Below are 14,915 nucleotides of genomic sequence, written 5' to 3' on the forward strand. Positions count from 1 at the left end.
ACTGGACCTGCTGACTCTATGCGAATGCGCCTTATGCTGTTGGGCGGTGGGAATGCCCTGGGGCAAGCGCTGATTCGCCTCGGAGCGGAAGAGGACATCGGCTTCCTCGCCCCGCGCCCCCCGCAGGACGGTTGGGATGTAGCGAGCCTGACTCAGCTGCTCGATGACACCCGCCCCGATGCGTTGATCAACCTGGCTTACTACTTCGATTGGTTCCAGGCCGAAAGCGTCAGCGAAGCGCGCCTGACTGCGCAGGAGCGCTCGGTCGAGCGTCTGGCCGAGCTGTGCCAGCACCACCAGATCGTGCTGGTGCAGCCGTCCAGCTACCGGGTGTTCGACGGCTCGCGGGCCACCGCCTATAGCGAAAAAGACGAACCGGTACCCTTGGGCCTGCGCGGCCAGGCGTTGTGGCGCATGGAACAAAGCGTGCGCGCGGCCTGCCCGCAGCACGTGTTGCTGCGTTTCGGCTGGCTGCTCGATGACAGCATCGACGGCGTGCTGGGGCGTTTCCTGAGCAGTGCCGAGCAACCACGCGAATTGATGTTGGCCGATGACCGTCGTGGCAATCCGACGCCAGTGGATGACGCCGCACGGGTGATCATTTCGGTGCTCAAGCAGCTCGACTGCGAGGCGCCGCTGTGGGGCACCTATCACTACGCCGGCAACGAGGCGACCACGCCGCTGGCGCTGGGGCAGGCCATCCTCACCGAAGCCGCCCATCTGCACCCCCTGGCGGTCGAGTCGCCGACCGCCCAGGCCCACGCTGCGCGGCCCGATGCCGCCGACGAGCCGCAGCACGCTGTGCTGGCTTGCAAGAAAATTCTCCACACTTTCGGGATCAAACCACGCGCCTGGCGGGCCGGACTCCCGAGCCTACTGGATCGATATTATCGTCATGGTTGATGCTCCTGTCCTGATCACCGGCGGCGCCGGGTTCATTGGTTCCCATCTTGTGGACGCGCTGTTGGCCGAGGGCTACGCGGTGCGGATCCTCGATGACCTGTCGTTCGGCAAACGCAGCAACTTGCCGCTGCACAACCCCAAGGTCGAGCTGTTGGTTGGCAGCGTTGCCGATGCCGCTCTGGTCTCCCGTGCGGTTGCCGGTTGTCAGGCGGTGGTGCATCTGGCCGCAGTCGCTTCGGTACAGGCCTCGGTCGATGATCCGGTGAGCACGCATCAGAGCAATTTCATCGGCAGCCTGAATGTCTGCGAAGCCATGCGCGAGCACGCGGTGCGCCGCGTGGTGTTTGCCTCCAGTGCAGCGGTGTATGGCAACAACGGCGAAGGCCAGGCGATCGACGAAGACACGCCCAAGGCGCCCTTGACCCCCTACGCGTCGGACAAACTGGCCAGCGAGTACTACTTCGATTTTTACCGCCGTCAGCACGCGCTGGAGCCGGTGATCTTTCGCTTCTTCAACATCTACGGCCCGCGCCAGGATCCCTCCTCGCCGTATTCCGGGGTGATCAGCATCTTCACCGAACGTGCGCAGCAAGGCGTGCCGATCAATCTGTTCGGCGATGGCGAGCAGACCCGGGATTTCTTCTACGTGGAAGACCTGGTAGCGCTGCTGGTGCAGGCGCTGGAAAAACCGCAGGTGGAGGTGGGTGCGATCAATGTCGGCCTTAATGGCGTGACCAGCCTCAATCAGTTGCTCGAAGCGCTGGGCACGGTGGTCGGCGATCTGCCTGCCGTGACCTACGGCCCGGCGCGCGCGGGCGATATCAAACACTCACGCGCCAACAATGCCCGTTTGCTGCAACACTTCGAACTCCCCGCTATCACCCCGTTGACCGAAGGCCTGCGGCGCTTGATTGCCGGTTAACGGCGCCGTCTGGGCGGACGTCTTCGCGGGCAAGCCATGCTCCCACAGGTGTACGACATACCACTGTGGGAGTTGGGCGTTCCCGCGAAGAGGCCGGCAGGATCAGCGAAAATTCCGCATCAGAACCTATACCCAACCCCCACCATATACACCCACGGATCGACATCCACCTTGACCTTGGTTTCCTGCGCGCCCAGCGCCGTGGGGCCATCGACGGTGGCCTTGGTGTTGATGTCCACGTACCACACCGCGGCGTTGAGCATGATGCTGTCGGTAAGCATGTAGTCGGCGCCGATCTGCCCGGCGAAACCCACCGAATCCTGCATGCGCAGGTTGCTGAAGCCCTGGGCCTTGCGTTCGCTGGTGAGGTCTTCGTCGTAGAACTTGGTGTAGTTGATCCCCACGCCGGCGTAGGGCTGGAAGCGCGAATCCTTGTCCAGTGGGTAGTACTGCAGCGACAGGGTCGGCGGTAATTGCTTGATGTCCGCCAGCTTGCCGCCCAGTCCGGCACCTTTGACCCCGACGCTATGTTGGAACGGGGTCGCCAGCAGCAACTCGACGCCCCAGTGATCATCGAGCATGTAGGCGAAGGCCAGGCCCAGTTGCGTGTCGCTGTCCAGGGTCGCCTTGGTGCCGGAAACGCGCGCGCCGTCGACCTTGAGGTTGCCGCTGTCCTCATTGGGTGCCGTGGTGGCGGCGCCAGCACGAACGATGATGTCTCCGGCCTGGTGAGCCTGGGCGAGGGGTGTGGCGAGCGCCAGCGCGAGGATCGAAGCGCTGAGCAGGGACTTGTTCATGGGGGCTCCATTGGCAGTTCATAAAGGATGGCGCCAATGGTAGGGAGTGCTAACCCATGATCTGTTGACTTGGCTCAATGCCAGCGCGATTAATCAGTTGGGCAGCTCATAGACGTAGATTTTCTGCGCATCGAGCTGATAACCGGCCTCGGCCAGATCGCTGGTGGTGGCCTTGACCTGCATCGGACCCTCGATCCAATAGGGTTGATACAACTCCTCGACCTTGACCCCCAGCTCACTGGTCACGTGCACGATCTGGTTGGAGGGTGGCGGTGGCACGTGGATGCAGGCGCCGTAGTAGGGCACCAGCAAAAAGTCGGTGGTTCGGCCTTCCTCGTTGACCTCCAGCGGTACGATATAGCCCGGGATCTTCACCTGCTGCCCATCCAGCGCCTGCACCACCGGCGCATGGGGCGCCTGCTGCTGGGCGGCGGGTGCCGACTCGATGGCGCTGCCCAGCTTGCTCAGGTCATGCAGCGGTGTCATCTGCGGCTTGAGGTGCGGCGCGTCGGGCGGGATCAGCGCGTCCCAGGTCAACTCGTGGATCGGCGCCGCCCAGGCGGGCCCTGCGCAAGCCAGCAGCCAGCACAACAACAGGCGTTCAGCACGCATCGATCAGACTCATAAATGGATGGACAGGCCGTCAGCCAACGACTGACGGTACGCCCGCCAGGCCGGCACGGTGCCCATCAACAGGGCCGCACCGAGGATGATTGCGAGCAGGCTCCATTCATACTCGCTGGGCAGCGACAATGGCAAGTACAGCCCGTAATTGGCTTGCACATAGCCCTGCGCCCCGGCGATGCAGGCATACAGCAGCGCTACCCCGGTGACGATGCCGGCGAGCGCCAGGCCCAGCGCTTCGAGAATCAGCAGCCCGGCAATGTGCAGCGGCCTGGCGCCCACCGAACGCAGGATAGCCATCTCCCGGCGGCGCTCGTTGAGGCTGGTGAGGATCGCGGTGAGCATGCCGATCAAGCCGGTCAGCACCACGAACAGCGAGACCACGAACAGGGCTTTTTCGGCCGTGCCCATCAGGCTCCAGAGCTCCTGCAAGGCCACGCCCGGCAAGATCGCCATCAGCGGTTCGCCACGGAAATCATTGATGTCGCGCTGCAGGGCGAAGGTCTGCACCTTGCTGTTGAGCCCCAGCAACACGGCGGTGATGGCGGTGGGCGTGAGGTCCATGTTGCGCGCCTGATCGGCGCTGATGCGCTCGGCGCCGCGAGCCGGCACGCCGTTGTGCCAGTCGATGTGGATGGCTTCCATGCCGCCCAGGCTGATATGCAGCGTGCGGTCCACCGGGGTGCCGGTACGTTCGAGGATGCCCACCACGGTGAAGGGCTTGTCGTCGTGCTTGACCAGGCTGATGGCGGCCACGCCGTGGGCCAGCACCAGCTTGTCGCCGAGCTGGTAGTGCAGCGCCTCGGCCACTTCGGCGCCGAGCACGACCTCGAACGGATCGACCTTGAACGCTCGCCCTTGGGCCAGCTCGAGGTTCTGCCGGTGACCGTACTGGTAATGCTCGAAATAGCTGGCGTCGGTGCCCATCACCCGGTAACCGCGGTGCGAGTCGCCGAGGGAGATGGGGATGGCCCACTTGACCTTGGGGTCGCTGGCGTAACGCTGGAAGCTGTCCCAGCGGATGTTGTTGGTGGCGTTGCCGATGCGAAATACCGAATACAGCAGCAGGTTGACCGACCCCGAGCGGGCGCCGACGATCAAGTCGGTACCGCTGATGGTGGCGGCAAAGCTGGCGCGGGCTTCGGTACGCACGCGCTCCACGGCCAGCAGTAGACACACCGACAGGGCGATGGCGAAGGCCGTCAGGAAAGCGGTAAAGCGACGATTGGCCAGGCTGGCCAGGGCGAGACGCAGTAGATACATCACAAGCCTCCGGTGCGCGCGGCGCGGTTGAGATCGGCCAGCGACAGGCTGCGATCGAACAGCGGCGCCAGGCTCTGATCGTGGCTGACGAACAGCAGGCTGGCACCGGCGGCGCGGCATTCGGCGAACAGCAATTGGATGAAGGCCTGGCGGGCATCGGTGTCGAGCGCCGAGGTCGGCTCGTCGGCAATCACCAGCGCCGGTTGGCCGATCAGGGCACGGGCGGCGGCGACCCGTTGTTGCTGGCCGATCGACAGCGTATCCGCACGGCGGGCGATCAGGGCGCGGTCGGTGAGGCCAAGCTGGGCCAACAGGGCCATTGCCGCCTGTTCGACGCTGCCATGCCGCTCGCTGGCGCGTTGGGCGCGGGCCGTGGAAAAGCGGCAGGGCAGTTCGACGTTCTCGCGCACCGAGAGGAACGGCAGCAGATTGAACTGCTGGAAGATGTAGCCGGTGTGATCGACCCGGAAGCGATCGCGCTGGCCCTGCTTGAGGGTGGAGATCTCTTGGCCCAGCAGGCGGATGCTGCCGCGGTCGGGCGTCTGTACGCCGCCGAGCAGGCCCAGCAGGGTGGTCTTGCCACTGCCGCTGGGGCCTTTGAGAAACAGGCTTTGCCCTTTGTGCAGGGTGAATTCCGGGATGTCCAGCAACGGCGGTTGGCCGGGCCAGGCGAAACGTACATCGGCCAGTTCGATCAGGGCTTCGGGCATGGTCAGTAGGTCAGCACGCTGTTGTCCGGGGTGGCGTCCACGCCTTCCTGGCCATTGGGTGCTATCAGCTGGACCTGCACCTTGTGAGTGGCCGGGAAGGTCTTGAACAAGCGGGTCAGATCGAGGCTCTTGAGGACGGCGGCGTTGTCGCACTGGAGTTGATAGTGGGCGTGGATTTCGCTGTGATCGTGGTGGTGTTCGGCGCCGTCGGCGTCATGCTCGTCGGCATCTTCATCGTGGTCATGCTCGTCTGCAGCGGGCTTGTCGCCGAACAGCGGGCTGTTGAGGGTTTGCTTGGCGACGATGCACTTGGCAGCGGCGGGCACGGCGAACAGGGTCAGCGGTTGCGCCAGCAGTTGGCGGACGTTGTTCACGGCAGCCTTGTCAGCATCGCTGGTGGCGGGGTGTTCAAAGCCGACCAGGTTCATGGCCGGGCTGTCGAGCTCCAGCTCCAGGGTTTCGTCGTCCAGTGCCGCATTCAGCCGCGCGGTGCCGTGTTCATGGGCGCCGAGGCTGGCGTGCTCGACCTCGTGGGCGGCGTCGGCAGCGTGGGCGATGGCGAGCGGCAGCAGGGCGAAGGGCAAAGCGAGCAGCAGACGGCGCATGGGATCTCCGGTAAGGGTGGAAATGTGTGATGTTATAACGATATGGGTTGCGCCCGCAATCTCGATCCCAGCTTGTAGCGAGGAGGCTTGCCCCCGAAAAGGGTCGAATAATCGAGATGCTGCGGGCACGACTCATCGGGGGCGAGCCCCCTTCCTGCAGTGTCGGTGTGAAGTTCGGGTTGATGCGCCCTCTTTCAGCTGTTACAAAACCGGCCTATCGAAGGAGCACAGCATGTTGAGAATTCGCGGCACCGTGGGCGATCTGCCGGTTGACCTGACCATCGAGATGGACCCAGCAGACTGGGCGTTGCTGGGCAACCAGTTGAACATCTTGGCGCCCAGCGACGCGCCAACCCCGACCCCGACCAGCAAGCCAAAGAACCAGGACGATGCCTTGTGGCGCAATGCCTTGGCGTTGGTGGAGTCGAGTGGGCAGATCAGCGGCCCGTCCCTGCTGGAACAGCTCGAGGGCCTGGCGGGCAGCACGGCGGGAGCCAAGCGCCTGCTGGTACGGCTGCGCCATAGCGCGTTGATTCAGGTGCAGAGCGGCGCGGATGCGCCGTTGTATTGCTGGGCGGGCTGATATTCGGGTTATGCGGTGTCAGTGCCGGTCTCTTCGCAGGCGGGCCTTGCTGCCACAGTCATACATCGGGTGGGAGCAAGGTTGCGCGTTCGGCGGCAAATGGGCTGGTACAGCCCGCCCACAATCAACCCCTAGTACAACGCCGCAAACAACTTGCGCCGGTACGTGGTCACCAAGGGGTGCTCATTGCCCAGCAGCTCGAACACCTGCAGCAGCGTCTTGTGCGGCAGGCCTTCGCTGTAGCTGCGATTGCGCACGAACAGTTTCAGCAGGGCTTCGAGTGCCGCTTCGTATTGCTGGCGTGCCAGTTGCTGGATGGCCAGCTGATAGACCGCCTCGTCATCGCCAGGCTCCTTGGCCAGGCGCGCTTTCAAGTCTGCAGCGTCAGGCAAGTCGGCCGCCTGCGACAGAAACGTAAGTTGGGCCTTGGCGCCGGCCAGTGCGGCCTTGTGCTCATCGGTCTTGACTGCGTCCAGCACGGTGCGGGCTTCGCCCAATTCGCCACGTTCGGCCAGGCAGCGCGCATAAAGAATCAGCGCCTTGGCGTTGGTATTGTCCTCGCCAAGAATGCTTTGCAGGATGGCCTCGGCTTCGGCGAAATGGCTTTCGGCAAAAGCCGCTTCGGCTTGCTCCAGTGGATCGGCAGCGGCCGGCGGTGGCATCTGCACGTGAGGTTCAAGCAGAGTCCGCACTGCGGATTCCGGCTGCGCGCCGGCAAAGCCATCCACCGGTTGACCGTCCTTGAACAGCACCACGGTAGGCAGGCTGCGAATGCCGAAGCGGGCGACGATGTCCTGTTCGGCATCGCAATCGACCTTGGCCAGCAGCAGCTCACCCTGATAACTCTCGGTGATCTGCTGCAGCATCGGCATCAGCACCTTGCACGGCGCGCACCATTCAGCCCAGAAATCCACCAGCACCGGCTTGTGAAAAGAGTTCTCGATTACCAGCTGGTCGAAGTTGGCCGTGGTGGCGTCGAAGATGTACGGAGTAGCCTGGCTCATCGCGAATCTCGAAAAAAACGGTAATGACGGCCACTATAAAGCCTGCGTCGACCGGCTGAAAGTCATGGCCGCCTTGGTGAAACCCCAGGGGCAATCAAGGCGCGGGAACGAACTGCAACTGGCCGAGGGACTGCGTGGTCGGCTGTTCGATGCGTACCGGCGACAGATGCAGCAACAATTGCCCGGACTGGCTTACCCGACCGCGCAACTCGACCCGAGCACCCTGCGGGAAGGCATCCGGATTGAAGCGCAGTTGCAGGGGCAGATTCTTGCCATCACCCGTGATCTTGGCGCTGGTCAACAGTTTTTGCGGGCGATCCTGAGCATCGATCACCAGCACGGCCAGCTCGACCTCCGCGCCGTTCGGCACGCCCAGCAGCAGGCCGGTCAGCTCACGCTGATACACAGGCAGCGGGCCCAGCGGCACTGGCGGCGCGGTGATGGTCTTGCTGCTGACCGCCGTGGTAGCCGGGGCAACAGGGCTGGCCGGTTTGGGGGCCTCACTGCTGCAAGCGGCAAGCAGGGCGGCCAGGACGACAAAAAACAAAGGACGAGACGACATGGGCAGATCCAGAAAAACCGAGATCGTCTGTATACCGCAAAGCCTTTGACTTGTCTTGCCGCAGGGATGCGCTACCATGGCCCTCCCCATTTTTTGTTGCCTGCCACCATGCACTGTCCCTTCTGCGGTGCCAACGACACCAAGGTCATCGACTCTCGACTGGTCGCCGAGGGCGAGCAAGTGCGTCGTCGACGCGAATGCCTGGCCTGTGGTGAGCGTTTCACCACCTTTGAAACCGCCGAACTGGTACTGCCCCGGCTGATCAAGCAAGACGGCAGCCGCCAGCCTTTCGACGAAGAAAAACTCCGTGCCGGCATGCTGCGCGCGTTGGAAAAGCGCCCGGTCAGCGTCGAGCGCGTTGAGGCTGCGCTGGTGCACATCAAGCACCGGCTGCGGGCCACCGGCGAGCGAGAAGTCAAGTCGCTGATCGTCGGCGAACTGGTGATGAAAGAGCTGCAAAAGCTCGATGAAGTCGCCTATATCCGTTTTGCCTCGGTGTATCGCCGCTTCCAGGATCTCGACGAGTTCCGCGAAGAGATCGATCGCCTGGCCCGCGAGCCGTCGGAAAAATGATCGAACAGGCCATTCTCGACCGCCACTACATGGCTCGCGCGCTGCAACTGGCGCGTAACGGGCTGTACACCACCCATCCCAATCCCCGGGTCGGCTGCGTCATCGTCCGCGAGGGCCAGGTGGTCGGCGAGGGCTGGCATGTGCGTGCCGGCGAACCCCATGCCGAGGTGCACGCGTTGCGCCACGCCGGTGAGCTGGCCTGCGGCGCGACGGCCTATGTGACCCTCGAGCCCTGCAGCCACCATGGCCGAACGCCGCCCTGTGCCGACGCGCTGGTCAAGGCCGGCGTCGCCCGGGTGGTTGCGGCCATGCAGGACCCTAATCCCCAGGTAGCAGGCAACGGCCTGCTCCGGTTGCAGCAGGCCGGCATCGTGGTGGTCTCGGGTGTGCTGGAGGCCGAAGCGCGGGCGATCAACCCCGGCTTCATCAAGCGCATGGAGCACGGCTTGCCGTTTGTACGGGTCAAGCTGGCGATGAGCCTGGACGGGCGCACCGCCATGGCCAGCGGCGAAAGCCAATGGATCACCGGCGCACCGGCCCGCAGTGCCGTGCAGCGCTTGCGGGCGCGCTCCAGCGTGGTGCTGACCGGCGCCGACAGCGTGCTGATGGACGGCGCGCGGATGACCGTGCGTGCCGCCGAGCTTGGCCTGGATGCCGCGACCACCGAACTGATCGAAGCCCGCTCGATGCTGCGCCTGTTGATCGACGGCAGCCTGCGGGTGCCCCTCGACGCTCCGTTCTTCACCGTCGGGCCCGCGTTGGTGGTGACTTGCGACGCCGCCCAGCAGGCGAGTTACGCCGCAGCTGGCCATGAACTGCTGGCACTGCCGGGCGCCGATGGCCATGTCGACCTGCCCGCCCTCTTGAAGGAACTCGCCAGTCGGGGCGTCAACGAGGTGCTGGTCGAAGCCGGCGCCCGACTGGCCGGGGCCTTTGCCCGCCAGGGCCTGGTGGACGAATACCAGATATTCATCGCCGCCAGGTTCCTCGGTTCCCAGGCGCGGCCCTTGCTTGAATGGCCGCTGACCCTCATGAGTGAGGCGCCAGCGCTTAAAATCACCGAAATGCGCGCTGTGGGCGATGACTGGCAGGTCACTGCCATTCCTGCGCCTGCAGCAGGCGTATAATTCGCCGCCCGCGCCTTGCGCTGACCCGGCTCTGAGGAGATCCCATGTTCACCGGCATTATCGAATCGATTGGCAGCATCCGCGCGCTCACCCCTAAAGGCGGCGATGTCCGGGTTTACGTAGCGACCGGTAAACTCGACCTGAGCGACGTCAAGCTCGGCGACAGCATCGCCGTCAGTGGTGTTTGCCTGACTGCAGTAGAGCTGCCAGGCGATGGTTTCTGGGCCGACGTCAGCCGCGAGACCCTGGACGTCACCGCGTTCAATCAGCTCAAGGTCGGCAGCCCGGTCAACCTCGAAAAGGCCCTGACGCCGACCACCCGCCTGGGTGGTCATCTGGTCAGCGGCCATGTCGATGGCGTCGGCGAAGTGGTCGCCCGCGAAGAAAATGCCCGCGCGATCCAGTTCCGCATCCGCGCCCCCAAAGAGCTGGCCAAGTACATCGCTCACAAGGGCTCGATCACCGTCGACGGCACCAGCCTGACCGTCAATGCGGTCAACGGCGCCGAATTCGAGCTGACCATCGTCCCGCACACGCTGGCCGAAACCATCATGGACAGCTACCACCCTGGGCGTCGGGTCAATCTTGAGGTCGACCTGCTGGCGCGTTATCTCGAGCGCCTGCTGCTCGGTGACAAGGCCGCCGAGGCTGTGGGTCAGGGCGGCATCACCGAAAGCTTTCTTGCCAGCAATGGCTACCTCAAATCCTGATTGAAAGGGGGTGCCGCGTGGCGCTCAACAGTATCGAAGAGCTGATCGAAGACATTCGCCAGGGCAAGATGGTCATCCTGATGGATGACGAAGACCGCGAGAACGAAGGCGACCTGATCATGGCTGCCGAGTGCTGCCAGGCTGAGCACATCAACTTCATGGCGCGTTTCGCCCGCGGCCTGATCTGCATGCCCATGACCCGCGAGCGCTGCGAGACCCTCAAGCTGCCGCTGATGGCGCCGCGTAACGGCTCCGGCTTTGGCACCAAGTTCACCGTGTCCATCGAGGCCGCTACGGGTGTCACCACCGGCATCTCGGCTGCGGACCGCGCGCGTACCGTGCAGGCCGCCGCTGCTCGTGATGCCAGGGCTGAGGACATCGTCAGCCCCGGCCATATCTTCCCGCTGATGGCCCAGGCCGGCGGTACCCTGGCTCGCGCTGGCCATACCGAAGCGGCCTGCGACCTGGCGCGCATGGCCGGGTTCGAGCCCAGCGGCGTGATCTGCGAAGTGATGAACGACGATGGCACCATGTCTCGTCGCGCCGAACTCGAAGCCTTCGCGGCGGAGCACGACATCAAGATCGGCACCATCGCCGATCTGATTCATTACCGCATGATTCACGAGCGTACCGTTCAACGGATCGCCGAGCAGCCGCTGGACAGCGAACTGGGCCAGTTCAATCTGGTGACCTACCGCGACTCGGTGGAAGGCGACGTGCACATGGCCCTGACGATGGGCACCGTGCACGGCGACGAACCGATCCTGGTGCGCGTGCACAACATGGATCCGCTACGCGACCTGCTGATGGTCAAGCAACCCGGGCGCTGGAGCCTGCGCGCGGCCATGAGCGCGGTGGCCGAGGCTGGCTGCGGCGTTGTATTGCTGCTGGGTCACCCGGTGGATGGCGACGTGCTGCTGGCGCATATCCGCGATTGCGCCGAGCATACCGAGCCGAAACAACCGACCACCTACAGCATCGTCGGGGCCGGTTCGCAGATTCTGCGTGACCTTGGCGTGCGCAAGATGCGTCTGCTCAGCGCGCCAATGAAATTCAACGCGATATCCGGATTCGATCTGGAAGTAGTAGAATACGTGCCCTCCGAATAATCAGCGGCCGCAAAGTCGCAGGAAGGCCAGCCTCGGGCTATGGTTTCCTGCGCCTGCGTCCGTTTTGCTTCGTGACACAACCCATTTCCACAGGTCGCCGTACCTCGGCAGCCTGGCTCTTTAAAATGAGAACGCTCGAATGACCCTGAAGACCATCGAAGGTACCTTCATTGCCCCCAAAGGTCGCTACGCCCTGGTGGTCGGCCGCTTTAACAGCTTCGTTGTGGAAAGCCTGGTAAGCGGCGCGATCGACGCCCTGGTTCGCCACGGTGTCAGCGAAAGCGACATCACCATCATCCGTGCCCCGGGCGCGTTTGAAATCCCGCTGGTGGCACAGAAAGTCGCCCAGCAAAGCGAATACGCCGCCATCATCGCGCTGGGCGCCGTCATTCGTGGCGGTACGCCGCACTTCGAATATGTCGCTGGCGAGTGCGTCAAGGGCCTGTCCCAGGTCTCCATGGAGTTCGGCGTACCGGTGGCCTTCGGTGTATTGACCGTCGATTCCATCGAACAGGCCATCGAGCGTTCCGGCACCAAGGCCGGCAACAAGGGCGCTGAAGCTGCCCTGTCGGCCCTGGAAATGGTCAGCCTGCTGTCGCAGTTGGAGGCCAAGTGATCAACGACGACAGCGATCAGTTCAATCCGCGCGAGCCGAAAGCGGCCGATGCTGGCAAACCGTCCAAGAGTGCCAAGCGCCGCGAAGCGCGTCAGCTGGCGACTCAGGCCCTGTACCAATGGCACATGGCCAAGCAATCGCTGAACGAAATCGAAGCGCAGTTTCGCGTCGATAATGACTTCACCGACGTCGACAGCGCCTACTTCCGCGAGATTCTCCACGGTGTGCCGGCCAGCAAGACCGAGATCGACACCGCCCTGGCGCCTTGCCTGGACATCACCATCGACGAGCTCGATCCGGTTGAACTGGCCGTGCTGCGCCTGTCCACCTGGGAATTGCTCAAACGCGTCGACGTGCCGTATCGCGTCGTGATCAACGAAGGTATCGAGCTGGCCAAAGTGTTTGGTTCGACCGACGGTCACAAGTTTGTCAACGGCGTGCTCGACAAGCTGGCACCGCGCCTGCGCGAAGCCGAAGTGAAGGCATTCAAGCGCTGATTGGCGAGCGAGCCGTTCATGGGCGAATTTGAGCTGATCCGCCAATTCTTCGCGGCCGCGCAGTGTGCGCGTGCCGGGGAGGGAGTGGCGCTGGGCATCGGCGACGACTGCGCGTTGCTGCAGGTGACTGCGGGCGAGCAGTTGGCGGTATCCACCGATACGCTGGTTGAAGGCGTGCATTTTCCGTTCGCGGCTGATCCGTTATTGCTCGGCCAGCGCGCTTTGGCGGTAGCAGTCAGCGACCTGGCGGCCATGGGCGCCGCGCCGTTGGCATTCACCCTTGCATTGACCCTGCCGATCGTTTCGGCGCCGTGGCTGCGGGCCTTCGCCCAAGGCCTGGACAGCATGGCCGAGGCCTGTTCGGTGCGCCTGGTGGGCGGCGATACCACCTGCGGGCCCTTGAGCCTGACGGTGACGGTGTTCGGCAGCGTGCCTGCCGGCCTGGCGCTGACTCGTGCTGGCGCGCAAGTCGGGGACCTGCTGTGTGTCGGTGGGCCGCTGGGCGATGCCGCGGGGGCCTTGCCGCTGGTGCTCGGCGAGCGCGCTGCGGCCGAGTCGATTGGCCAGCCACTACTAGACCGCTACTGGTCGCCGCAGCCGCAACTGGCGCTCGGCCGGGCGTTGCGCGGGCGAGCGACGGCGGCACTGGATATCTCCGACGGCCTGCTTGCCGACTGCGGACACATCGCCTTGGCGAGCGGGGTGGCATTGCAAATCGAACAATCACGCCTGCCGTTGTCAGATGCCTTGCAGCAGTGGCTAGGCGAAGCCGATGCTCGCCATGCCGCACTGACTGGCGGTGACGATTACATCCTGGCCTTCACCCTGCCACCCTTACACCTGGCGCCGCTGCTTGGCGCAGGCTGGCCGGTTCACGTCATTGGCAGCGTTCACGCCGGTAGCGGCGTGAGCCTGGTGGACGCGCAGGGCCAGGACATCACCCCCTTGATCCGGGGCTATCAACATTTTCGGGAGACACCGTGACAGACCATCCCAAGCAGGTGCCGGTGGAGTTCGTACCACCGTCGGTCTGGAAAAACCCTTGGCACTTTCTCGCGTTCGGCTTCGGCTCCGGCACCTTGCCCAAGGCGCCCGGCACCTGGGGCTCGATGGTCGCCATCCCGTTCATCCCTTTGTGGCAGATGCTGCCGGACTGGGGCTATTGGTTGATGCTGGGCATCACCATGCTGTTCGGCTTCTGGCTGTGCGGCAAGGTGGCTGATGATCTGCGCGTGCACGACCACGAAGGTATCGTCTGGGACGAAATGGTCGGCATGTGGATTACCCTCTGGCTGGTGCCGGATGGCTGGTACTGGATTCTGGCGGGTTTCTTGATGTTTCGCTTCTTCGACATTCTCAAGCCCTGGCCGATTCGCTGGATCGATCGCCACGTCCATGGCGGCGTAGGGATCATGCTCGACGATGTACTGGCCGGGGTGTTTGCCTGGTTGGCGATGCAGGGGTTGGTGTGGTGCGTGACCTGAAACGCAGGATCTCAAGGATGAGTATGGGCGGTTTGAATCGCCTCTGGCCGGTGGTGCTGGCGGTGCTGCTGTTCGGCTCGAGCGCGCAGGCGGCTCCCGTGTTGCATCCTCTGCTGATCGTCAGCGAGGAATGGGTCGACTACACCAACGCCGACGGCACAGGCCTGGCCTGGGACTTGATGCGCAAGGTCTTCGAGTCGGCGGGCTACAAGGTCAGCACACGCCAGGAGCCTTACACTCGCGCGGTTGGCCTGGTACAGCGGGGCGAAGCGGATATATGGGTGGGCTCCTACAAGGACGAAGCCGATTCGCTGTACCCCCGCTGGAATTTCGACGTCGATCACGTCTATGCCTTGGGTTTGTCGTCCCGCGTATCGCCCGACGTCAATCTGTTGGGGCAGTACACGCTGGCTTGGGTACGGGGCTACGAATACCAGCGCTATCTGCCCAATATCAAGCATTACACCGAGGTGCAGCGGCGCAGCAGCATTCTGTCGATGCTCGATGCCGGGCGCGCGGATTACTACATCGATGCGCTGAATGAAATCCAGGCGCTGTTGCGCCGTTCTCCTCGGCAGTCGAGCTACAAGGTGACTCATGTCGCTGAATTGCCGCTGTACATCGGCTTTACCGATAACCCCAAGGGGCGGCGTTTGCGCGAGCTGTTCGATCAACGGATGGACGAGCTGGTCCCCAGCGGCCAGTTGCGCGAAATTTTCGCCAAGTGGCATCAGCCCTATCCCTTCGATGCGCAGACGAGCGTGAAGGCCCGATAATCGAACTTTTCGATACTGACACTCGATAATTCGGCCTAAGCACACTCTGA

Annotated in this window: 19 protein-coding genes; 12 read left to right on the forward strand and 7 right to left on the reverse strand. The window is 63.7% G+C overall.

What is annotated here, in order from left to right:
- Positions 1-18 precede the first annotated feature (18 nt).
- Both LIX93_RS22405 and LIX93_RS22410 read left to right on the forward strand, forming a co-directional pair.
- Entirely contained in the window at positions 19-903 is an 885-nt protein-coding gene (locus LIX93_RS22405; protein ID WP_226506253.1) for a sugar nucleotide-binding protein, read from the forward strand.
- Entirely contained in the window at positions 896-1,825 is a 930-nt protein-coding gene (locus tag LIX93_RS22410) for an NAD-dependent epimerase/dehydratase family protein (RefSeq protein WP_226506254.1), read from the forward strand. The genes LIX93_RS22405 and LIX93_RS22410 overlap by 8 nt, the downstream gene beginning before the upstream one ends.
- Positions 1,826-1,944: 119 nt before the next feature.
- Here the strand turns inward: LIX93_RS22410 and LIX93_RS22415 are convergent, their stop codons facing one another.
- The 5 genes from LIX93_RS22415 to LIX93_RS22435 form a co-directional block, all read right to left on the reverse strand.
- A complete protein-coding gene (locus LIX93_RS22415; RefSeq protein WP_226506255.1) occupies positions 1,945-2,622 on the reverse strand; it encodes an OmpW family outer membrane protein in 678 nt (225 codons plus the stop codon).
- A gap of 93 nt (positions 2,623-2,715) precedes the next feature.
- Positions 2,716-3,234, reverse strand: a complete 519-nt coding sequence (locus LIX93_RS22420) for a DUF3299 domain-containing protein (RefSeq protein WP_226506256.1) — start codon at positions 3,232-3,234, stop codon at positions 2,716-2,718.
- A 9-nt stretch (positions 3,235-3,243) separates the two neighbouring features.
- On the reverse strand, positions 3,244-4,509 hold the full coding sequence (locus LIX93_RS22425; protein ID WP_226506257.1) for an ABC transporter permease: 1,266 nt from the start codon (positions 4,507-4,509) through the stop codon (positions 3,244-3,246).
- Positions 4,509-5,219, reverse strand: a complete 711-nt coding sequence (locus LIX93_RS22430) for an ABC transporter ATP-binding protein (RefSeq protein ID WP_226506258.1) — start codon at positions 5,217-5,219, stop codon at positions 4,509-4,511. The genes LIX93_RS22425 and LIX93_RS22430 overlap by 1 nt, the downstream gene beginning before the upstream one ends.
- Before the next feature lie 2 nt (positions 5,220-5,221).
- Entirely contained in the window at positions 5,222-5,824 is a 603-nt protein-coding gene (locus LIX93_RS22435; protein ID WP_226506259.1) for a DUF2796 domain-containing protein, read from the reverse strand.
- A 232-nt stretch (positions 5,825-6,056) separates the two neighbouring features.
- Here LIX93_RS22435 and LIX93_RS22440 point away from each other — a divergent pair, with 232 nt between their 5' ends.
- Positions 6,057-6,407 (forward strand): hypothetical protein, encoded by a 351-nt coding sequence (locus LIX93_RS22440; protein ID WP_226506260.1) that lies wholly within the window; start codon positions 6,057-6,059, stop codon positions 6,405-6,407.
- 131 nt (positions 6,408-6,538) lie between these two features.
- On the opposite strand, the gene trxA is transcribed toward LIX93_RS22440, so the two are convergent.
- Both trxA and LIX93_RS22450 read right to left on the reverse strand, forming a co-directional pair.
- Positions 6,539-7,411, reverse strand: a complete 873-nt coding sequence (trxA, locus tag LIX93_RS22445; protein WP_226506261.1) for a thioredoxin — start codon at positions 7,409-7,411, stop codon at positions 6,539-6,541.
- A gap of 94 nt (positions 7,412-7,505) precedes the next feature.
- Complete coding sequence (locus LIX93_RS22450) at positions 7,506-7,973, reverse strand: YbaY family lipoprotein (protein WP_226506262.1); 468 nt, start codon at positions 7,971-7,973, stop codon at positions 7,506-7,508.
- Positions 7,974-8,081: 108 nt separating this feature from the next.
- On the opposite strand from LIX93_RS22450, the gene nrdR reads away from it, so the two are divergent.
- The 9 genes from nrdR (at position 8,082) to LIX93_RS22495 (ending at position 14,865) form a co-directional block, all read left to right on the forward strand.
- Positions 8,082-8,546 (forward strand): transcriptional regulator NrdR, encoded by a 465-nt coding sequence (gene nrdR / locus LIX93_RS22455; protein ID WP_226506263.1) that lies wholly within the window; start codon positions 8,082-8,084, stop codon positions 8,544-8,546.
- Positions 8,543-9,673 carry a bifunctional diaminohydroxyphosphoribosylaminopyrimidine deaminase/5-amino-6-(5-phosphoribosylamino)uracil reductase RibD gene (gene ribD, locus LIX93_RS22460; protein ID WP_226506264.1) on the forward strand — a complete coding sequence of 377 codons (1,131 nt, stop codon included), beginning with the start codon at positions 8,543-8,545 and terminating at the stop codon, positions 9,671-9,673. The genes nrdR and ribD overlap by 4 nt, the downstream gene beginning before the upstream one ends.
- Positions 9,674-9,717: 44 nt before the next feature.
- Entirely contained in the window at positions 9,718-10,383 is a 666-nt protein-coding gene (locus tag LIX93_RS22465) for a riboflavin synthase (protein WP_226506265.1), read from the forward strand.
- A gap of 17 nt (positions 10,384-10,400) precedes the next feature.
- Entirely contained in the window at positions 10,401-11,492 is a 1,092-nt protein-coding gene (gene ribBA / locus LIX93_RS22470) for a bifunctional 3,4-dihydroxy-2-butanone-4-phosphate synthase/GTP cyclohydrolase II (RefSeq protein ID WP_226506266.1), read from the forward strand.
- Between the two features lie 139 nt (positions 11,493-11,631).
- On the forward strand, positions 11,632-12,108 hold the full coding sequence (gene ribE / locus LIX93_RS22475; protein ID WP_226506267.1) for a 6,7-dimethyl-8-ribityllumazine synthase: 477 nt from the start codon (positions 11,632-11,634) through the stop codon (positions 12,106-12,108).
- Entirely contained in the window at positions 12,105-12,605 is a 501-nt protein-coding gene (nusB, locus tag LIX93_RS22480; RefSeq protein ID WP_226506268.1) for a transcription antitermination factor NusB, read from the forward strand. Before ribE ends, nusB begins: the two co-directional genes overlap by 4 nt.
- An 18-nt stretch (positions 12,606-12,623) precedes the next feature.
- A complete protein-coding gene (gene thiL / locus LIX93_RS22485) occupies positions 12,624-13,589 on the forward strand; it encodes a thiamine-phosphate kinase (RefSeq protein WP_226506269.1) in 966 nt (321 codons plus the stop codon).
- On the forward strand, positions 13,586-14,089 hold the full coding sequence (locus LIX93_RS22490; RefSeq protein WP_226506270.1) for a phosphatidylglycerophosphatase A: 504 nt from the start codon (positions 13,586-13,588) through the stop codon (positions 14,087-14,089). The genes thiL and LIX93_RS22490 overlap by 4 nt, the downstream gene beginning before the upstream one ends.
- A 23-nt stretch (positions 14,090-14,112) precedes the next feature.
- Positions 14,113-14,865, forward strand: a complete 753-nt coding sequence (locus LIX93_RS22495; RefSeq protein ID WP_226506271.1) for a transporter substrate-binding domain-containing protein — start codon at positions 14,113-14,115, stop codon at positions 14,863-14,865.
- Positions 14,866-14,915 lie beyond the last annotated feature (50 nt).

Origin of the sequence: Pseudomonas sp. MWU16-30317 (genome assembly GCF_020515695.1) — a bacterium.
Classification (GTDB): Bacteria; Pseudomonadota; Gammaproteobacteria; order Pseudomonadales; family Pseudomonadaceae; genus Aquipseudomonas.